Origin of the sequence: Serratia sp. S4, from assembly GCF_000347995.1 — a bacterium.
Lineage (GTDB): Bacteria > Pseudomonadota > Gammaproteobacteria > Enterobacterales > Enterobacteriaceae > Serratia > Serratia quinivorans.
The window spans coordinates 2,079,021-2,096,125 of the sequence record NZ_KB661120.1; the positions used below are offsets into that span (position 1 = coordinate 2,079,021).

The following is a 17,105-nucleotide window of genomic DNA, read 5'->3' on the forward strand; positions in this document are numbered from 1 at the left end:
ACCCGTGGCGCAATCATCTGCGGTGGGTTGGGCTGCTGATACATCGCCCTGGCGGTTGGCCTTAATCCTTATCACCCTCGATTATTGCTTTAAGGGATATCACTGTGATTGGTAAAATTCGTTCTTCTTATCGCCTGCTTTCCACTATTTTCGTACTGTTTGTCGGGCTGTCCTCACAGCAGGCGCTGGCGCATGCTCATTTGAAAGTTGAGACGCCGGCGGCAGATGCCAGCGTTAGCCCGGCACCGAAAGTGCTGACGCTTAACTTCTCCGAAGGCATCGAGCCTAACTTTAGCGGCATTAAAATCACCGGGCCAGACAACGCCGAAGTGAAAACCGGCAAGTTGCAGCTTGATGCGAACAACAACACCCAGGTTAACCTGCCTATTGAAGGCGACCTGGCCGCAGGAAAATATAACGTCAGCTGGCATGTGGTTTCGGTCGACGGTCATAAAACCAAAGGCCAGTACAGCTTCACCGTAAACTAAACCATGAGTCTGGCGACCCTGTTTGTCCTGTGTCGCTTTGTGCACTTTGCGGCGGTGATGCTGATGTTTGGCACCAGCCTGTTCACCGCCTTATTGTCGCCGCAGCGCCTTTCCCCGTATCTCACCCGTGATGTGCGTCCTTTGCTGGTCTCTTGCACCTGGCTTGCCGGGCTTTCTGCCGTGGCGCTGCTGGCTATTCAGGCCGGGCAGATGGGCGACGGCTGGGCCGATACCTGGCGGCTGGACGTGTGGTGGGCGGTGCTGGGCACCACCTTCGGTGAGGTCTGGCGCTGGCACCTGGGCATTTCATTATTGGCGTTGCTGAGCCTGTGGCTGGCAGAACCGCGCCGCACGCAGTTTTTGGCACTGCTTTCCACACTGTTGCTGGTCAGCATGGCATTCATCGGCCATGCAGCAATGCATGATGGAGCGCTCGGCGTAGCGCATCGTTTTAACCACGCACTGCACTTGTTGGCAGCCGGTTACTGGTTTGGCAGCCTGCTGCCGTTGCTGGTTTGCCTGCGTTATCTGGCTCAACCGCAAAGCCGCAGCGATGCGGTCACCACGCTGATACGCTTCTCGCGCTGGGGCCACCTGGCGGTTGCGCTGGTGGTGTTGACCGGTGTGATCAACAGTTTGATTATTCTCGGCCGTTGGCCGCTGGATGTCGATTCACCTTACCAGCGCCTGCTGCTGTTCAAAACCGCACTGGTGGCACTGATGGTGATGGTGGCGTTGGCCAACCGTTACGCCATCGTCCCGGCAATGAGCAGCATGCCGCAGTTGGCACAGCGCGGGCTGGTGCTGGCCTGCTGGATTGAAGTGGGGTTGGGCGCGGGCGTGCTGCTGCTGGTCAGCTTATTTGCAACTTATGCGCCGGTGTAACATTGCGGCTTGCCGGATGCCCCCAAACTGCGGGAAAATTGAATCAAATAGCAACCTTAAGGCCACAACATGAAATCGGCATTACTTGGCATAACGCTGCTGGCAACCGCGACCGGCGCGCTGGCGGCAGATCAACTGGTGAACATCACCAAGCTGGAATACGGCAAACAGTGGGCGTTCACCAAAGAAGAGGTGACGTTGCAGTGCCGCAGCGGCGGTGCACTGTTCGTACTCAACAACAGCACGCTGATGCAGTACCCGCTCAACGAAGCCGCAGAGGCGCAGGTGAAAGCAGGGCAGCAGCGCGCCCAGCCGCTGGAGGTGATCCTGCTCGATGATGCCGCAAATCCGGGTCATAAAATGAGTGTTGAGCCGTACCGCGAACGCGCCGAGAAGCTCTGCGCGAACTAATCGCTTATCACACAATGACTTAGTTTGGGGTTAACCGGTGATGGAAATTGCGCTGAATTAATTTCACTGCGAAACTATCACTTGCCGTGTGGCTGGCTGGCAAAAATAGCGCGGTAGGCTACTCTTAAAGTGCACGGCTGAACAAGCTTTGCACAAAATGCCAACTTTTAGCGCACGGCTCTCTCCCAAGAGCCATTTCCCTAGACCGAATATAGGAATCGTATTCGGTCTTTTTTTGTTTATCGTTTTAAAACAGTGAGTTACAAGTAAAGCAAACACTTATCACGCCCTCTGTTCTACCGTATTGCATCCTTTTTCTACCTCTGTCGCCACTTTGCCGCCACTGTCCTTGAACGTCTGTGTCAGCGGATTGAGCACTGGTGGCTTCACCGAGCTGGACGATGACACCTACAGAACCATCATCCGCGCGAAAATCGCAGCCAACCACTGGGACGGTACAACCGAGACGCTCAGCGATGTCTACCAGATCATTTCTCCGACGGGAAAACGAAGATTTTCGCCGTCTATAACTTCGATATGACAATGTCGGTTTATATCACCGGTGATCGCATTACGCCGGTAATCGAGCTGGGTTATCTGTATATCAAGCCGTCAACCGTCCGTATCAATAATTACACCATCACCACCGAGTTGGGGCCGCTGTTCGGCTTCGATATTGATAATGAATTTATCTCAGGCTTCGGCACCGGAGCATGGGGAACATTGACGGGAGCATCACATGGCTAAGAACGAGTTTTTACCCTTCGGCACCGTGGCTAATGCCAACGTTTTGCTTAACGCTGACTATCAGGAGCTGCCGGTGCGCGCGGCGGCAGCGGCGGCGTAGCGAAGTCCGAGGAACTCAACATAGTATGGCGCCAGAGTTCGACAATGGCGGCGTGGTGGGACAGTTTGTCGCTGACAAAATTGGGCAGGATGTGCTGGACGACGGAGATGTTGCGAACCTAACAGAGAAGCTTGGCAGTGCATTGCCACTGTCACGGCAGTTACTGGCGTGCTTGATGAAAATGGGTTTATCTCTATTCCAGTTAATATCTCGGGTGTTATTAAAAATGTATTTATTCAGTGGGAGTCTAAATATTCCGAAAACACATCTATAGTTATCACTTACCCACAGCCGTACTCAATAGGGACATTCTTCGCCTCTGCTACTAAAATTACGTCAGGTGATGGACGTTTCGCAACAGTAGGCAACCCGAGTAATAATGGGGTCACCGCCTTTGGTCGGTTAGGTAATGACCCCATTGCATTAGACAATTTTATGTGGTTTTCTATCGGGGTTTAATCTAATGAGCATATGTAGATCATGCGCTTTTCATCCGATCCCTTAATTGAAGGACCTTAACCTCAAATAGGTCATAAACAAGTTTAGAAATGAAAATTGTCATGACTATAAACAACAACCAAATGGATATGCATCCGATTAGTGATGTTGGCTTAGATATGTAATGATTTATAAAGTACAGAACAGGAAGGTTTGTAAGGTATGCGGCATAAGACCACCTGGCTATTCTTGACGTCACAAACCTTACCATTGGATTGACTTCTATATGATAGAAAACGGTTATTAAGCAAGCGAACCCAATGTTTGCGACATCAAATAAAAATATCTTTAGTAATACGCTGTTATCCATAAACGCATCTGGCTTTGCAGCTATATATATTGCTACTGGTACAAGTGATATTCCAAGTTTTGAAAATATGTTAATTTTTTTCGATAAAAACAACCATGAAAAAATAACTCCAATCATTAACGAGTCAAGTCTGTATAAAGATGTGGAGCGTATTTCATTAAATGTCATTGGTGTGTTAATTGCTGCGTTAATTCTAAATGCAAGCGATATCGCAATGATAGTTGAAATAGATAATATGATGCTGTTTCTTTTGTTTGCTTTTGAAAATAAAAAAATAGATATAACAATAGGGAATGAAAAATAAAAAACCTCTTCCACTGCGAGGCTCCATGCTTCACCAAAAAATGAAGGATGGGGTATCGTTAAGCTCTGAGTGAATGTAGAGAAAGCAAGCAAGTTAGGCTGTGCATCTGGTCTGATATTGTCAATGAGAAGCAGGTTCAATATTAGAAACAGGATGTAACTTGGGTATGTTCTCATCCAGCGGCGAAACCAAAACGAAGGAATCCAGCCAAACGCAGTGTCAGATTTTTCGATCTTATCGAATATTATCCTTCCGATGAGGAAACCAGATAAAACGAAAAATAACTCCACACCTAAAAATCCGCCAAATTTTAAATGCTGAGCTGAAGGGAATGCCGGCATTAAAAATACTCTGCCATGAGAAAGTATCACCATAATGATTGCGAGTGATCTGCATAAATCAAGCCATGGGTTTAACTTCTTTTCCATAATTTATCAATCTCATACCAATTCTATACATTCATATCAATGCTCAAGATTCTAACATAGCACAATAAAAATAATGAAATCTATTAAACCAATCCGGAGAACCACCTATGTCATCTGAAGGATTGCCAGTTGATGGCTTCGTCGGCACAAACATGGTGCTGAACACCCGCAGCACACAACAAGCAACAGACGAAGCAAAGAGCAGCCTGTCAGCAGACAGCGCGGCGCAGTCTGCCGATGTATCGTTTAAATTCAGTCGTGAGGAAAAGACTGTAGCAGCAAGGGTATCTGACGATGCAGATCGCGCCGAGGCGACCGCAAATAACGCTCAGAACATCGCAGTACACATTGCCAACTGACCCGGACGGGACGATAACCAGCCTTGCTGGTACCGCTGAAGGTGGGGGGTTCCGCGTTGCCATACCAGATGCAGATGGCGTTACTGTTCCATTTAATTATTACAGAAATAAAGGTGGAATCGCTGAATTAATTAACTCTGAACCAAATAAAATATATGTTTATGAGGCAAGTGATAATCTAACATCCTGACTGTATCTTGATGACAATTTCTACGGTTTTCAAGTGTAATTTATAATGGCATAGACTATACGGATTGTAAGTATCCCAGCTTTAGTTCCACGCACTTTTTGAGAGTTCCGGTTTTTCAACCATCAGCCGGTACTCTTCCGGCGTCAGGAGGGGAAAGCGAAGTACCACGTATTACAGCGCCCCTGCAGGCTATCTCTCCGGAGGTTTATGAGAATAATCAAGTGTCAGAAATTGGATGTAATCAGTGGATAAATAAAATCGCGGTTAAGTTTGGCTGTGATTACTTTTTCAGCTCAGTTCGCTTGGGCACGCAAAATCCCCAGCGTATCCTGAGTAACTTTGCGGTGCCACGCCGCCAAGGGGAGCGTGGGCGGTTCAGCCTGTACGAGTTTGGCCAGAGCCTGTATGCAGGTGGTTCTGCATTTGCAGATGACCATGATGCACCGAGTATCCAGCTTGATACGAGGCCTAATACTGAGAGGCCTTTACAGATTTTCAATGCGAATCATGGCACCAATGCATCACTGCTGCGGCACTGGTTATTGCCAACCTTTGACCCGGCTAACTTTAAAAGAGTTCTATCAGGCAGGTGGCGTTCTTAAGTCAGACGATATGAATACGATTGTTTACCAACGTGGAAGTTACGTTGGTTACAACCTGTTTGATATGGATGCAGTAATTACTAAAATTTAAGAGGTTTATGTTATGACAATATCAGTGACGAAATGCCATGGTAGTTCAGTCATGATCTTCGGAAGAAACAAGAGCAACATTACTTTTTATAAAGGCAACCAAAAAAATCTGGTTTGGTGCTGATAAAACAGAAAGCACTGAGAAAGGGGGGAGCTATTTATTGACAACTAAAACCGACCCGGTAATCTCATTTTGTGTGTTTGATTTTAAAGTGTTTATTAGATGAAATAGAACCTCGATATTCGACCACTCACTGCATCACGTACTCTCTTCCCTTTTTATTTAAGTCTATTGTTGGGTCTGTACAGCGTCCTGTATGCTGGCCATAACAGACTTTTGCTGAAGGTGAATGCTCGTTGAATACGAATAAATATGGTCAACCTGTAGGCTTTCCCTTGCCTGAATGGCAGCCCGCATCCTTTCCGCAATTGGGCGAGTTAAACGGGCAGCACTGCAAACTTTCGCCGCTTGAAATCGGTCATTGCGAAGCGCTTTTCGATGCATTTTCATTAGCAACAGATGACCGAGACTGGACCTGGCTTGGTGCAGAAAAACCTGCCTGTCTGCAAGAAATGATGCTTTGGATTAAAAATAAAATTAACGACAGTAGCCTGGTTGCCTGGGCCGTGACGGAGATGGAAAGTGGCCGCCCGGTTGGCGTGGTCTGCTATAGCTGCATTGATCCAGTTAACGGCGCACTAGAAATAGGCCATGTTACCTGGTCACCGTTGATGCAACGAACCACCATGGGTACAGAGGCCATTCACCTGTTGCTCAAAAATACCTTTTCTTTGGGCTACCGTCGGGTTGCATGGCGTTGTGATTCACTGAATGTGGCATCCAGAAAGGCGGCTGAAAGGCTGGGATTCTCGTTTGAAGGGCGTTTCCGTCAGGCGATGACTCGTAAACAACGTAACCGCGATACGGACTGGTTATCTATTATCGATATAGAATGGCCAATGGTAGACAGGGCTCTATCAGGTTGGCTTTCACCCGATAACTTCACTGAAGGTGGAACTCAAAAGCGCAGTCTTGAAGCATTTTTCAAAATAACAGCGGTAGCGGAATGAAGTAAATCCATGTGCTGGCAAGACGACCAGAGAGCACAGCGCTTTTTATGGGTAAAGATCCTGAATTTATAAGCTGCATTAAGCCCTATTTACCGAAATAGGGCTGCCGCTCTGGTCAATGCAAAGCAATCAGCGACTTGCAGGGCCGGCCTGGAAAGAGTAGGTGGCAAACAGCGCGGTCACCGCCTGTTGAATTTGGGTTTGGCTGGCCGGTGTACCATCTGAATTCAGCGTATTACTGGCGGTTCCGCGCCAAACCAGCTGTTTCTTCTTGCTGTCCACCAGGTCGACCGTCAGGGTGCCTTCGGTATAGCTCCAAACGGTTTGATTATAACCGCCCCAGCCGGCATAACCCCAGCGGCCAACCGGTGCGGGTGAATCGTTCACTTGCACTTTGTTTTGTTTCATTGCGCTGCTGTAGACCAACAGATCAGGTGTCGCGCTTGGCTTATAACCGCGCTGTTCCATCTGCTGTTTAATCGCGGTCTGAATGTATTTACCCGTCAGGGTTTGATATTGCCCTGCAGCCTCTGGAGCAAAAGCGTAGGTATGGTATTGGCTGAAGTTGGCGCTGTGGTCATAATCACTGGTCACCTGCGGCTGGCTGGCACAGCCCGACAATAAAGCCATCGAACTCGCGATGAAAAGGCAAGAAAGTAAACGCATGGAAAACCCCTTTAGGATTATTGGTTTCATAAACTTAGACCCAGAAGTTGTGGTTAGCAAATGGTGAATTAACACCGAGTTTGCTTTGGTTTAATAAAAAAATTAGCAATCAAATTATTGTTTGAGGTTTCAGTTAATATGATGGTCTCCCAGCATCTTGGTGATAATGCTGACGGGTCATGGTGAGAGTAAAATTCCGCTACATGGAGTGTTCACTATGACCCGCCAGCATTAATCGGCGTTGAGTGTACGGTAATGCTTGCCGTTATTTTTGTCTTAACGAGCCGCTTGAGCAATCAATAGCGGGTCCGATTTTGTACTTTATTGCCTTGATTGTTTCTGCTGGCAAGTCCATTTACCCCAAATTCGGAACACGTCGCTGGCCCCAGCAGCCGTAGCTTTGTTACTATCACCGCACCTAAAGACTTAATGGTGCATTACATTGAAAATCAAAGCGTTGTTATTTGTTGCCCTGGCCGGTCTGGCCGGCTGCAGCCAGGAGGGAGCGACAGTGAGTCAGCCCGTGAATAAAGACGGAAACCATACGGAAGTGTTGCTGGTGAACAGCGCGCTGGTAAATTGTACGGGCGTTGCCCCAATGAAGTGCATGCAGGTGCGTCATTCCGCGCAAGAGCCGTGGGGATTGTTCTATACCGGGATTGAAGGTTTTACTTTTGAATCGGGCTACAACTACCGCCTGAAAGTGCAGGTGACGCAGGTGGAAAACCCGCCGGCCGACGCTTCTTCACTGCGTTATACGCTGATTGAGCAGTTGGAAAAGAATAAAGCCTGAGTGGTTTTATCGGGCTGGGCGCACAACCGCCTGGCCTTGAAAACTCCCCCTGGGTTTCTTGCTTCTATCCCCATGTTCCTGTCGCAGTAACAAGATTTTCACTGACACAACTGGTCTGTTCACTGCACTTGTTGCGATTCTGCCACGCACCCAGCTTAAGTATATTGTGAAAATCAGGTATATTGTCCTTCGGTTTTTAGCTACCAAGAAAAAATTACTATGATTATCAAACCTAAAATTCGTGGTTTTATCTGCACTACCGCTCATCCGGCAGGTTGTGAAGCCAATGTCCGTGAGCAAATTGCCTACGTTAAGTCACGTGGCGAACTGAAAAACGGCCCGAAAAAAGTGCTGGTGATCGGTGCTTCCACCGGTTACGGCCTGGCGTCACGTATCAATGCCGCATTCGGCAGCGGTGCAGCCACCATCGGCGTATTTTTTGAAAAGCCGGGCAGCGAAGCCAAAACCGGTTCTGCCGGCTGGTACAACTCTGCTGGTTTTGACAAGGCAGCTAAAGAAGAAGGCCTGTACGCGAAAAGCGTTAACGGCGATGCGTTCTCCAACGAATGCCGCCAAACGGTTATCGACCTGATCAAACAGGATCTGGGCCAGATCGACATGGTGGTTTACTCGCTGGCTTCGCCAGTGCGTAAAATGCCGGAAACCGGTGAAGTGGTGCGCTCCGCGCTGAAACCTATCGGCGAACCGTACAAATCCGTAGCGCTCGATACCAACAAAGACGTGCTGGTTGAAGCCGTGGTTGAACCGGCCAACGAGCAGGAAATTGCTGATACCGTAAAAGTGATGGGCGGCCAGGACTGGCAGCTGTGGATGGACGCACTGGAAGAAGCCGGCGTGCTGGCGGACAACGTGCAGGCAGTGGCTTACTCCTACATCGGTACCGATCTGACCTGGCCAATCTACTGGCATGGTACGCTGGGCAAGGCCAAAGAAGATTTGGATCGCGCGGCTCTGGCCATCGATCAGAAACTGAAGGCCAAAGGCGGCGCGGCTTACGTTGCCGTGCTGAAGTCGGTGGTGACTCAGGCTTCCTCCGCTATTCCGGTAATGCCGCTGTATATCTCTATCGTCTTCAAAATCATGAAAGCGCAGGGGATCCACGAAGGTTGCATCGAGCAAATCCAGCGTCTGTTTGCCACCAAACTGTACAGTGGCACTGCACCGGATACCGATGAGAAGCACCGTCTGCGTCTGGACGACTGGGAACTGCGTGACGACGTGCAGAACACCTGTCGTGAAATCTGGGCACAGATAAACGATAACAACATCAATGAACTGACCGATTACCTGGGCTATAAGGCTGAGTTCCTGCGCCTGTTCGGTTTTGGTCTGCAAGGTGTTGATTACGAAACCGACCTCAGCGGTGAAGTTAAGTTTGATGTGGTTGAGCTGGTCTAAATCCGTCGAGCATTGAAAAAGGGCCGGGCTTCCGGCCTTTTTTACGCCTGTCACCCAACAGCTCATCAGTCCAGTTGATCGTTGACAGCAATAAGTTATCGTTTTACGATAACTTATTGCTGTTTTTATGGATGAACTCGTTATGGGCGCTGTGCCACGGATCCACCTTCCGCTTTATGTACGTTGCTTGTGTTTGTTGATCATGACGATGCTGATTGTCAGCACCGGCGTGGAGATGTTTATGATTGTCCAGGGCTGGGTGCAGGGCGAGGCGTTCAACAGCATCGTGGCGTCCTACCGCGACTATTACCCGGAACTGAACGCCTATGCCGTTCCGAAGCAGCGCTGGGCTCTGGTGGCAACCCTGTTGTTGGATATGTTCGCCTATGTGCCTTATTACAGCGCACTGCTGTGCGGCGCCGGGCTGTTTTACCAGTTCTATCGCGGCAACGTGTGGCACCGCAACAATATGCTGCTGTTGCAGATCATCGGCATCCTGCTGATTGTCGACGTGCTCTTCCCCTCGCTGGCCGGGATGTTGCAAGTGATGATACTGACAGCCAATGAAAAAATGCTGCTAATAATTTATTATGGCGTCAACAGCGAGTCGGTACGCTCGCTGATCGTAGGCTGCGCAATCCTGGTGTTTAGCCGGGTATTTCTGGAAGCGTTGCGGCTGAATGAAGAACAGCTTTCTTTCGTGTGAGAATAGAGTGGCGATAATAGTAAGTCTTGATGTCATGTTGGCCAAAAGGAAGATGCGTTCGAAGGAGCTGGCGGAACAGGTGGGGATCACCGAGCAAAATCTGTCCCTGCTGAAGAACGGCAAGGTGAAGGGCGTCAGACTGGAAACGTTAGACAAAATCTGCCGGATTCTCGACTGCCAGCCTGGCGATCTTCTGGCCTGGCAACCGGATAACGAAGGCTAACCCGGTGGCGTGCCCCGCACGCCATATCTTCAATATACGAATTGATATTTATTACCGACACCCTGGATAGGTTTATTTTACGTTAAATTATTAGCGGCCTTATTTAAATTAAATGAGGTTGCCCTTGCTTTGCCCGTGGTTCAATACGGGTTATTAAACTAAAAAAAGTAATTTTTTATTTACTGCGGTTAACGATAACGTTTATTTTAAAGGAGGGTATATGAAATTACGCCAATGGATCCCGGTACTATTAATTATGCTGAGTGGTTGCAGCCATATTCAATCCGGTTTGTCATCTTCAGGGTCCGGCTGGGAGAAGCCAAAACCCGCTACCCGCGAGCAAAGGCAGCGCATCAGCGCCGGAGAGTCAGCTTCTGCAGTACTGAACGAGAGTGGGCCGAGTATCGGCGGAACCATAGACTGGTCAAAATTGTGGGATCGTTAATTCACTAAATATATTTTGACTGCGAATTATAAGCCCAATGGCACTCATTTTATTAGGTTTATTATTTTTTGGGTAATGTTTTTATTTCCTCGCATTGTTTGTTTTGACGGCACTGAATATATTTCTTTATTTAATGGGAGTGAGCGCCATTATGGGCCTTATTACAGGAGTTTATTATGGAAAAAGGCATCCCCGTCATTTTCATATTTTTATTGTTGCCCTGGTGTCATCAGGCCTCCGCCACGCGTTATGAGCGGGAGTATGAAGGCGTCTCTTCGGTGCTGTTTCGCAAAAAACTGAAAGAGGTGGCTCATGGCTTGTGGGACGAGATGGGCAATGAGAAGCAGCGGCCTCTGTTATCGACGCAAAGCGAAGACAATACGCTGGCCCAGCGTAAAGCCTGCAAAGGGCTGAGGGGCAAGGCTGCCGCAGCGAGTGAACCGCATCCATCGGCATTGCCGCGCGAAGAACAACCGCTGCTTATCAACGGTTGCTGACCTCTGGCACTAATGGAGTTTTTGCTTTTGAAATTGACCTCTTTGATGACAGCGGCACTCGCCCTGTTGGCGTCTTCTTATTGCTATTCGTTTGTCGACAAGCACGCTCAGCGCGCCGGTTTCGAGGCGGGGGAAAGCGCTGTGGATTATCGGTTACGGTTTAACGGGCTGTTGCAACATCTGTGGTACGTAGAGCAACTACGTTCGGAACAGGCGCGGCTTGCCGCGATACGCCTTGAACGCAAAACGCTGGAGTCCGCCATGTTACCGCGTGAATGTCGGGCAACACCTGTGCCGCTGTTTTTAGTCGGAAAGAGTGCCATAGCCAGAAGATAGTTTTTTGAGTCAACAGGTGAATTTAATATCGGGAGTCTATCAGTGAAACGGATTTTTCTTGCCTGCGTGGCGCAGTGGTCTTGCTTCTCATTACAGGCGTCGGTTGACTGGCAATACCATGCCGCACAGCCGTTGGATAACAAAATCTCTGAGGAGTACCAGCAAAAGCGCAGCGGGTTAAAACATAAAGTATGGAGTGCCGAGGGCGTGGCGTCGGCCAATGAGAAGGCGCTTGAATTGGAACGGCAGCATGCCGCCGCCGAGCAGGCGAACCGGCAGCAGCTTAAAACTCAGTATGGCGAATACCGCTGTGGCAAAAACAAACAGCCTGGCAAACTTTGCCACCCTCCGGGGCGGGGGATTAATTCCCCGGACTTTAAACATCATCGTTGAGGCCTGAAGCGGAGAGAAATTCTGGTGTTGAAGCGCTATTTAACTGCGCCTTTCAGCAGCAGTGGCGGTACCTGTACTGCCAAAAAATCCACCAGTGCGCGCACCGAAGGCAGCATGCCACGCCGGGTCGGAAAGACCGCATGCATAATCAGCGGGGCGCAGGCCCATTGCGGTAATACGCGCACCAGCTCACCCTGCATCAATGCCTGATGGCAGGTGATATCCGGCAGCAGCGCAATACCCAGGTGTTGATAAAGCGCACCGCGGAGGATCCCCCATTCGCTGCACATCAGCCGCGGGCGCACACGCACCGCGCGTTTTTCCCCATCGGGGCCTTCCAGATCCCAGGTTTGCTGTTCGCTAACGTCGACCAGGGTTAACAGCGCATGCTCGCTCAATTGCTGCGGATCGGTCAGCGACGGGTGCTGCGCCAGATACTGCGGCGAGGCGACCAGGATGCGCACGCTTTGGCCCAGCTCACGGGCAATCATGCCTTCACTCATATCTTTGCGCTGGCGCAGACGTAGCGCCACATCAATCTTGTCGGTCACTGGGTCAAAGCGGTTATCGTTCGCCAGCAGTTGCACCTGAATACCGGGGTTGGCGGCCATAAAAGCCGGCAGACAGGGGGAAAGCAGGACATCGGCGGCCAGTTTCGGGCAACTTACGCGCACCAGGCCGGAAGGTTCAGCCCGGCTTTGGTCGATCAGTTCCTGGGCGATCTCGGCCTCGTTGATTGCCGCCTGCGCATGGCGCAGCAGCAGCGAACCGGTCTCCGTTAGCTTGACCCGTCGGGTAGTGCGCTGAAACAGCAACACGCCAAGACGATTCTCCAGCGCCAGCACGCGGGCGCTCAGTTTGGATTTCGGTATATCCAGCGCCCGGCTGGCGGCGGAGAACCCGCCGTACTGGGCGACCTGGGCAAAATAATAGAGGTCATTCAGGTCTTTCAATATGCCTTTCTGCATTCATATTGTCCTTAATTTGAGAACAGTGAGTCAGAGTATGGCATCTTTTTACACCCAATAACCCATCTTATACTGGCCCACATCGAAACAACGGTACCAGGGCCAGTGGGAGATGATATGGAAATAACAGCAGCAGTCAGTGAAAAAGCGACGGAGGGATTCTCCCTCAAACAGTTGCAGCTTGGAGAACCCCGCGCCGATGAGGTGTTGGTAAAACTGGTCGCGACCGGCCTGTGTCATACCGACATTGCCGCGCACAAAGGCGTTATATCGATGCCTGCGCCGGTGGTACTCGGCCATGAAGGCGCCGGGGTCGTAGTGCGGGTCGGGGCCGGGGTCAGTAAGGTGGCGCCCGGCGATCATGTGGTGCTGTCGCTGGCCTCATGCGGCGTCTGCGACAAGTGCAGCATCGGCATGCCGACCTATTGCCGTCAACATGTGCCATTGAACTGGCTGGCGCAGCGCACCGACGGTTCGGTCAGCCTGCATGATGAAAATGGCGATGTGCACAGCCATTTCTTCGGTCAGTCCTCGTTTGCGCAGTATGCCGTGGTCAATGTCAGCAGCATTGTGCCTGTCGATAAGGCGATCCCGTTGGAATACCTTGGACCATTGGCCTGCGGGCTGATGACCGGCGCGGGAGCCGTGATGAACACTCTGCGGCCGCATGCGGGTTCTACGCTGGTGGTCTTTGGTCTTGGCGCGGTGGGCCTGGCGGCGGTGATGGCAGCCCGGGTGGTGGGTTGCGGCCACATCGTCGCGGTGGATATCAAGGAGAACCGTCTGGCGTTAGCCAAGGAGTTGGGCGCTACAGAGGTGATCAACCCGAAAACGGCGAATGTGGATGAAGTGCTTAATCAACTGACCGAGGGACGCGGTGCGGACTACAGCGTTGAAGCCGCCGGGAACGCGGGCGTCATGGCCGATGCGGTGCGGGTGTTGGCAGAAAATGGCAAATGCGTACTGACCGGCGTGGTGCCGGAGGGCGAATCTTTGCCGCTCGACATTATGCACTTTATCCGCGGCCGCACGGTGCAGGGTTCGATCATGGGCGATGCGGCACCGGTGATGTTTATCCCGATGCTGGCGCAGCTGTTCCAGCAAGGGCGGTTCCCGATCGATCGCCTTATCCGTTTTTATGCCATGAATGAGATCAACCAGGCGATGGCGGACTCACAATCCGGTGAAACCATTAAAGCCGTTATTCGTATGTAACCCTCAATAAGGTCAATAACATGAAACGACTCTTTTCAGCGGCCCTGCTGGGGCTGATGGGCGCGGCTGCGTCCGCGCAGGCCAACGATCATATTATCGAAAAGCAGGGGCTGTATTACCTGCAACCGGGATACAGCGTTAACGACGTCGCTGAATTTTACTGGCGCAGCCTGAACGGCTGGTCGGAAAAACCGGCCAACGTGGCCAAATACTTTACGCCACAGGGGGTGTTTGAACTGCCTTATGCGCCGGTAGAAGACTTCGGCTTCTTTGCCACGGCTTCCAAAGGGCGTGAAAACATGACCCGCTACTTTACCGGTATGAGTGAATATCTGGGTAATCTGAAATACGCTGACTGGAAAGATTGGAAAAAAATAGTGACGGCAGAACCAGGCGTGTTTGTATTCGAATACACCAGCGACGGTAAAATTAGACAAAGCGGCGGCGATTATAATCAGCAGTTTATCGCCATTGTGACTATCAATGAGGGGCAGATAGCCAGCGCCCGCGAATATTGGAACCCGTATGTCGCACTGCGTGATTTTGGTCTGATCCGTAAAACGAAATAATGCTCGGCGACTCCCCCGGTCTGCGCCGGGGGATATCGGCTAGCGGCAATACTCTTTCAGCAGGGCAATCGCGTCCTGCTTTAACTGATAAAGATAGACCGGTCTGCCGGTGGTGCCGTAGAGAATACGGGTGCCCAAAATGCCGCTTTCCGCTAAATAAATCAGATATTTTCGGCAGGAAACGCGCGAAATGCCGATGGCGTTCGCCAGATTGTCGGTCGAAAACTCCCCGTCGTGCTGTTGCTCAATCCATTCACACACCGTACTCAGCGTGATGCTGGTCAGCCCCTTCGGCAGCTTTTTTCCTTCGGTGCTGGCGGGTTGGCGGCGTAACAGACTGTCCACATCTCCCTGCGAGAATTCGCGCTGCGCCAGAATTTGCGACTGTTGCTGATAGTTATTCAACGCCTCTTTGAAACGCCCAAACTGGAAAGGTTTGATCAGGTAATCCACCACGCCGTAATGCAGGGCGCGTTGCACCGTATCCACGTCGCTGGCGGAAGAGATAATGATGACGTCGGTTTTTTCACCCAATTCGCGCAGGCCGGGCAGCAAGTCCAGTCCGTTTTCCTGCTGCATATAGATATCCAGCAGCACCAGATCGATACTGACTTCGGCGTCGGCCAGCAGTGCGCGTGCCTGTGCCAGGGTGGCGACCGTCGCCAGGCAGTGAAAGCCGCTCACCTGGCTCAGGTAGTATTTGTTTAACTCCGCCACCATCGGGTCGTCGTCGATAATCAATACGTTAATCATGGTTCAGCCCTTGGCCTGATAGGGGATATGTACAAAAAATTGGGTTAGCTCACCCGGTTCAGATTCGAAGTCAATGCTGCCGCCCAGTTTTTCCAGGCTGCTGCGGATCAACGCCAGCCCAATACCGCGCCCCGGCCCTTTGGTTGAAACTCCCTGTTCAAAGATACGTGCGCCGAGAGCCGGATCGATACCGGGGCCGTCATCGCTGACTATACAGTGTAAGTGATTCTCATTGTGATGAAAGCTCAGGTTGATCTCGTGTCCCTCTACGCCATCGATAGCGTCAATGGCATTTTCAATCAAATTGCCCAGCACGCTGATCAGCACGTGGGTAGTTTCCGCATCGTCGGTTTCTGGTAGCAGGCTGGTTTCGTCAATGGTCAGCTCAATACCGGCTTCATGGGCGCGATTGATCTTGCCGATAAAGAAGCCCGCCACCTCTGGCGACTGGATTTTCCTCAGCAGCGCACCGATCTCTTCCTGATAGGTGCTGGCGGTATTGATGATGTAGTTTTCCAACTGCTGGTAGGCCTTCATGTGCAGCATACCGAGGATCACATGCAGCTTGTTCATAAACTCATGTGACTGGACGCGCAATGCGTCGGCATAGTGCGCCATACCACTCAGGCGTTGCACCAACTGGCTGATTTCGGTTTTATCGCGGAAGGTGGCGATAGCACCAATCACCTGGCCCTTAACGATTACCGGCACGGTATTGGTCAGCAGTTCGCTGCCGTTAAAGCTGATCTGCTGGTCACGCAGCGGTTGACCGCTTTCCAGCACCTCCGCCAGATGCAGCTGCGTCGGCCAGTATTTGCTGGCGGATTCCAACAGCAGGTTTTCGAAAGGCCCATTTTGGCGCAACAGCCGTTTGGCTTCGTCGTTAACAATGGTGATGCGTGACTGGTTATCGACCGCAATGACGCCTTCTTTAATCGATTGCAGCATGGCGTTGCGCTGCTCGAACAGATTAGAGATTTCGTAGGGTTCAAAGCCGAGCATAATGCGTTTCAGGGCCTTCACCAGGAAGAAAATGCCGAGCGTACCGACCAGCGCGGCGAAGGCCAGTGTCCAGTAGATGATCCAGCGGCTTTCGCCCACCACGCGCTGAACGGTGTCGAGCGCAATACCGAGAGCGACCACGCCAATCTGCCGCCGTTCGCTGTCGTAAACCGGGGCAAAAACCCGCAGCGAAGGGGCTAATGCGCCGCGATTAATGGCGCTGTTGGTTTCGCCGCGGAGCGCCGGTTCCAAATCGTCCCCGATAAAATGCTGACCGATTAACCAGGGTTTGGGGTGCGAGTAGCGGATACCTTTCATGTCCACCACGACGACAAACAGTAATTCATTCCGCTGGCGCACCTGCTCGGCAAAGCGCTGCACCGCGCCACTGTGATCTTCACGCAGCAACCCCTCAATAACATTACTCGATAGCGCCAGCGTTTCGGCAATCGCCATCGCTTTTTGGCGTTGCTGATCTTGTCCCTGGTGATTCATCTGCACAAAAAACAGCGCATACACCACCAATAGCACCGAAGCGATGATGGCAGACACCATCAGCGTGAGCGTGGTGCTGAGCTTAAGCGGTATCCGTTGTTTTGGCATGGCGATTCTCCGAATGGGCCTGTCAGGATAATAG

At 51.1% G+C, this 17,105-nt stretch carries 24 protein-coding genes; 19 read left to right on the forward strand and 5 right to left on the reverse strand.

Annotated elements, in window-relative coordinates:
• Window positions 1-104 precede the first annotated feature (104 nt).
• From yobA to SERS4_RS26955, 6 genes are all read left to right on the forward strand, one after another.
• Window positions 105-488 (forward strand): CopC domain-containing protein YobA, encoded by a 384-nt coding sequence (gene yobA, locus SERS4_RS0110495; protein WP_012006367.1) that lies wholly within the window; start codon window positions 105-107, stop codon window positions 486-488.
• A gap of 3 nt (window positions 489-491) precedes the next feature.
• On the forward strand, window positions 492-1,373 hold the full coding sequence (gene copD, locus SERS4_RS0110500; protein ID WP_017892444.1) for a copper homeostasis membrane protein CopD: 882 nt from the start codon (window positions 492-494) through the stop codon (window positions 1,371-1,373).
• Between the two features lie 69 nt (window positions 1,374-1,442).
• Window positions 1,443-1,784, forward strand: a complete 342-nt coding sequence (locus SERS4_RS0110505) for a YebY family protein (protein WP_012006369.1) — start codon at window positions 1,443-1,445, stop codon at window positions 1,782-1,784.
• A gap of 370 nt (window positions 1,785-2,154) precedes the next feature.
• Complete coding sequence (locus SERS4_RS27435; RefSeq protein ID WP_261412950.1) at window positions 2,155-2,325, forward strand: DUF2612 domain-containing protein; 171 nt, start codon at window positions 2,155-2,157, stop codon at window positions 2,323-2,325.
• A 2-nt stretch (window positions 2,326-2,327) separates the two neighbouring features.
• On the forward strand, window positions 2,328-2,531 hold the full coding sequence (locus SERS4_RS27440) for a hypothetical protein (protein ID WP_017892445.1): 204 nt from the start codon (window positions 2,328-2,330) through the stop codon (window positions 2,529-2,531).
• 268 nt (window positions 2,532-2,799) lie between these two features.
• Window positions 2,800-3,090 carry a hypothetical protein gene (locus SERS4_RS26955; protein ID WP_156816648.1) on the forward strand — a complete coding sequence of 97 codons (291 nt, stop codon included), beginning with the start codon at window positions 2,800-2,802 and terminating at the stop codon, window positions 3,088-3,090.
• 19 nt (window positions 3,091-3,109) lie between these two features.
• On the opposite strand, the gene SERS4_RS25740 is transcribed toward SERS4_RS26955, so the two are convergent.
• Window positions 3,110-4,171, reverse strand: a complete 1,062-nt coding sequence (locus SERS4_RS25740; protein WP_037410310.1) for an acyltransferase — start codon at window positions 4,169-4,171, stop codon at window positions 3,110-3,112.
• 107 nt (window positions 4,172-4,278) lie between these two features.
• Between SERS4_RS25740 and SERS4_RS0110530 the strand changes: the two genes are divergently transcribed.
• From SERS4_RS0110530 to SERS4_RS0110535, 3 genes are all read left to right on the forward strand, one after another.
• Complete coding sequence (locus tag SERS4_RS0110530; RefSeq protein WP_017892449.1) at window positions 4,279-4,530, forward strand: hypothetical protein; 252 nt, start codon at window positions 4,279-4,281, stop codon at window positions 4,528-4,530.
• A gap of 411 nt (window positions 4,531-4,941) precedes the next feature.
• Window positions 4,942-5,322 (forward strand): hypothetical protein, encoded by a 381-nt coding sequence (locus SERS4_RS27240; RefSeq protein WP_156816649.1) that lies wholly within the window; start codon window positions 4,942-4,944, stop codon window positions 5,320-5,322.
• A 447-nt stretch (window positions 5,323-5,769) separates the two neighbouring features.
• Window positions 5,770-6,483, forward strand: a complete 714-nt coding sequence (locus SERS4_RS0110535; RefSeq protein ID WP_017892450.1) for a GNAT family N-acetyltransferase — start codon at window positions 5,770-5,772, stop codon at window positions 6,481-6,483.
• A gap of 129 nt (window positions 6,484-6,612) precedes the next feature.
• Here SERS4_RS0110535 and SERS4_RS0110540 read toward each other — a convergent pair whose 3' ends face one another.
• Window positions 6,613-7,149, reverse strand: coding sequence for a DUF4136 domain-containing protein (locus SERS4_RS0110540; protein WP_017892451.1), 537 nt, complete (start codon window positions 7,147-7,149; stop codon window positions 6,613-6,615).
• A gap of 442 nt (window positions 7,150-7,591) precedes the next feature.
• Between SERS4_RS0110540 and SERS4_RS0110545 the strand changes: the two genes are divergently transcribed.
• From SERS4_RS0110545 to SERS4_RS0110575, 8 genes are all read left to right on the forward strand, one after another.
• Window positions 7,592-7,942: a DUF4377 domain-containing protein gene (locus SERS4_RS0110545; protein ID WP_017892452.1), complete on the forward strand. Its 351-nt coding sequence runs from the start codon at window positions 7,592-7,594 to the stop codon at window positions 7,940-7,942.
• Window positions 7,943-8,161: 219 nt separating this feature from the next.
• Window positions 8,162-9,361, forward strand: coding sequence for an enoyl-ACP reductase FabV (fabV, locus tag SERS4_RS0110550; protein ID WP_017892453.1), 1,200 nt, complete (start codon window positions 8,162-8,164; stop codon window positions 9,359-9,361).
• A 142-nt stretch (window positions 9,362-9,503) separates the two neighbouring features.
• The gene (locus SERS4_RS0110555) at window positions 9,504-10,067 is read left to right on the forward strand and encodes a DUF2975 domain-containing protein (RefSeq protein WP_017892454.1); all 564 of its coding nucleotides are present in this window, start codon (window positions 9,504-9,506) and stop codon (window positions 10,065-10,067) included.
• 7 nt (window positions 10,068-10,074) lie between these two features.
• Window positions 10,075-10,290 (forward strand): helix-turn-helix transcriptional regulator, encoded by a 216-nt coding sequence (locus SERS4_RS0110560; protein WP_026142313.1) that lies wholly within the window; start codon window positions 10,075-10,077, stop codon window positions 10,288-10,290.
• Between the two features lie 220 nt (window positions 10,291-10,510).
• The gene (locus tag SERS4_RS26250; protein ID WP_071593005.1) at window positions 10,511-10,735 is read left to right on the forward strand and encodes a hypothetical protein; all 225 of its coding nucleotides are present in this window, start codon (window positions 10,511-10,513) and stop codon (window positions 10,733-10,735) included.
• Between the two features lie 176 nt (window positions 10,736-10,911).
• The gene (locus SERS4_RS0110565; protein ID WP_017892456.1) at window positions 10,912-11,232 is read left to right on the forward strand and encodes a hypothetical protein; all 321 of its coding nucleotides are present in this window, start codon (window positions 10,912-10,914) and stop codon (window positions 11,230-11,232) included.
• 27 nt (window positions 11,233-11,259) lie between these two features.
• The gene (locus SERS4_RS0110570; RefSeq protein ID WP_253275385.1) at window positions 11,260-11,568 is read left to right on the forward strand and encodes a hypothetical protein; all 309 of its coding nucleotides are present in this window, start codon (window positions 11,260-11,262) and stop codon (window positions 11,566-11,568) included.
• A 42-nt stretch (window positions 11,569-11,610) separates the two neighbouring features.
• Window positions 11,611-11,961, forward strand: coding sequence for a hypothetical protein (locus tag SERS4_RS0110575; protein ID WP_017892458.1), 351 nt, complete (start codon window positions 11,611-11,613; stop codon window positions 11,959-11,961).
• A gap of 35 nt (window positions 11,962-11,996) precedes the next feature.
• Here the strand turns inward: SERS4_RS0110575 and SERS4_RS0110580 are convergent, their stop codons facing one another.
• The gene (locus SERS4_RS0110580) at window positions 11,997-12,929 is read right to left on the reverse strand and encodes a LysR family transcriptional regulator (RefSeq protein ID WP_017892459.1); all 933 of its coding nucleotides are present in this window, start codon (window positions 12,927-12,929) and stop codon (window positions 11,997-11,999) included.
• Window positions 12,930-13,046: 117 nt separating this feature from the next.
• Here SERS4_RS0110580 and SERS4_RS0110585 point away from each other — a divergent pair, with 117 nt between their 5' ends.
• Entirely contained in the window at window positions 13,047-14,144 is a 1,098-nt protein-coding gene (locus SERS4_RS0110585; protein WP_017892460.1) for an NAD(P)-dependent alcohol dehydrogenase, read from the forward strand.
• Between the two features lie 20 nt (window positions 14,145-14,164).
• Window positions 14,165-14,713 carry a nuclear transport factor 2 family protein gene (locus SERS4_RS0110590; RefSeq protein WP_017892461.1) on the forward strand — a complete coding sequence of 183 codons (549 nt, stop codon included), beginning with the start codon at window positions 14,165-14,167 and terminating at the stop codon, window positions 14,711-14,713.
• A gap of 39 nt (window positions 14,714-14,752) precedes the next feature.
• Here the strand turns inward: SERS4_RS0110590 and dcuR are convergent, their stop codons facing one another.
• Both dcuR and SERS4_RS0110600 read right to left on the reverse strand, forming a co-directional pair.
• Entirely contained in the window at window positions 14,753-15,466 is a 714-nt protein-coding gene (dcuR, locus tag SERS4_RS0110595; RefSeq protein ID WP_012006382.1) for a two-component system response regulator DcuR, read from the reverse strand.
• 3 nt (window positions 15,467-15,469) lie between these two features.
• Entirely contained in the window at window positions 15,470-17,071 is a 1,602-nt protein-coding gene (locus tag SERS4_RS0110600; RefSeq protein ID WP_012006383.1) for a sensor histidine kinase, read from the reverse strand.
• Window positions 17,072-17,105 lie beyond the last annotated feature (34 nt).

Coding starts and splice junctions, on each gene's coding strand:
- copD (WP_017892444.1), top strand. CDS start 492: ATGAGTCTGGCGACCCTGTTTGTCCTGTGTCGCTTTGTGCACTTTGCG.
- SERS4_RS0110505 (WP_012006369.1), top strand. CDS start 1,443: ATGAAATCGGCATTACTTGGCATAACGCTGCTGGCAACCGCGACCGGC.
- SERS4_RS27440 (WP_017892445.1), top strand. CDS start 2,328: ATGTCGGTTTATATCACCGGTGATCGCATTACGCCGGTAATCGAGCTG.
- SERS4_RS25740 (WP_037410310.1), bottom strand. CDS start 4,171: ATGGAAAAGAAGTTAAACCCATGGCTTGATTTATGCAGATCACTCGCA.
- SERS4_RS0110530 (WP_017892449.1), top strand. CDS start 4,279: ATGTCATCTGAAGGATTGCCAGTTGATGGCTTCGTCGGCACAAACATG.
- SERS4_RS0110540 (WP_017892451.1), bottom strand. CDS start 7,149: ATGCGTTTACTTTCTTGCCTTTTCATCGCGAGTTCGATGGCTTTATTG.
- fabV (WP_017892453.1), top strand. CDS start 8,162: ATGATTATCAAACCTAAAATTCGTGGTTTTATCTGCACTACCGCTCAT.
- SERS4_RS0110555 (WP_017892454.1), top strand. CDS start 9,504: ATGGGCGCTGTGCCACGGATCCACCTTCCGCTTTATGTACGTTGCTTG.
- SERS4_RS26250 (WP_071593005.1), top strand. CDS start 10,511: ATGAAATTACGCCAATGGATCCCGGTACTATTAATTATGCTGAGTGGT.
- SERS4_RS0110565 (WP_017892456.1), top strand. CDS start 10,912: ATGGAAAAAGGCATCCCCGTCATTTTCATATTTTTATTGTTGCCCTGG.
- SERS4_RS0110580 (WP_017892459.1), bottom strand. CDS start 12,929: ATGCAGAAAGGCATATTGAAAGACCTGAATGACCTCTATTATTTTGCC.
- SERS4_RS0110585 (WP_017892460.1), top strand. CDS start 13,047: ATGGAAATAACAGCAGCAGTCAGTGAAAAAGCGACGGAGGGATTCTCC.
- SERS4_RS0110590 (WP_017892461.1), top strand. CDS start 14,165: ATGAAACGACTCTTTTCAGCGGCCCTGCTGGGGCTGATGGGCGCGGCT.
- dcuR (WP_012006382.1), bottom strand. CDS start 15,466: ATGATTAACGTATTGATTATCGACGACGACCCGATGGTGGCGGAGTTA.
- SERS4_RS0110600 (WP_012006383.1), bottom strand. CDS start 17,071: ATGCCAAAACAACGGATACCGCTTAAGCTCAGCACCACGCTCACGCTG.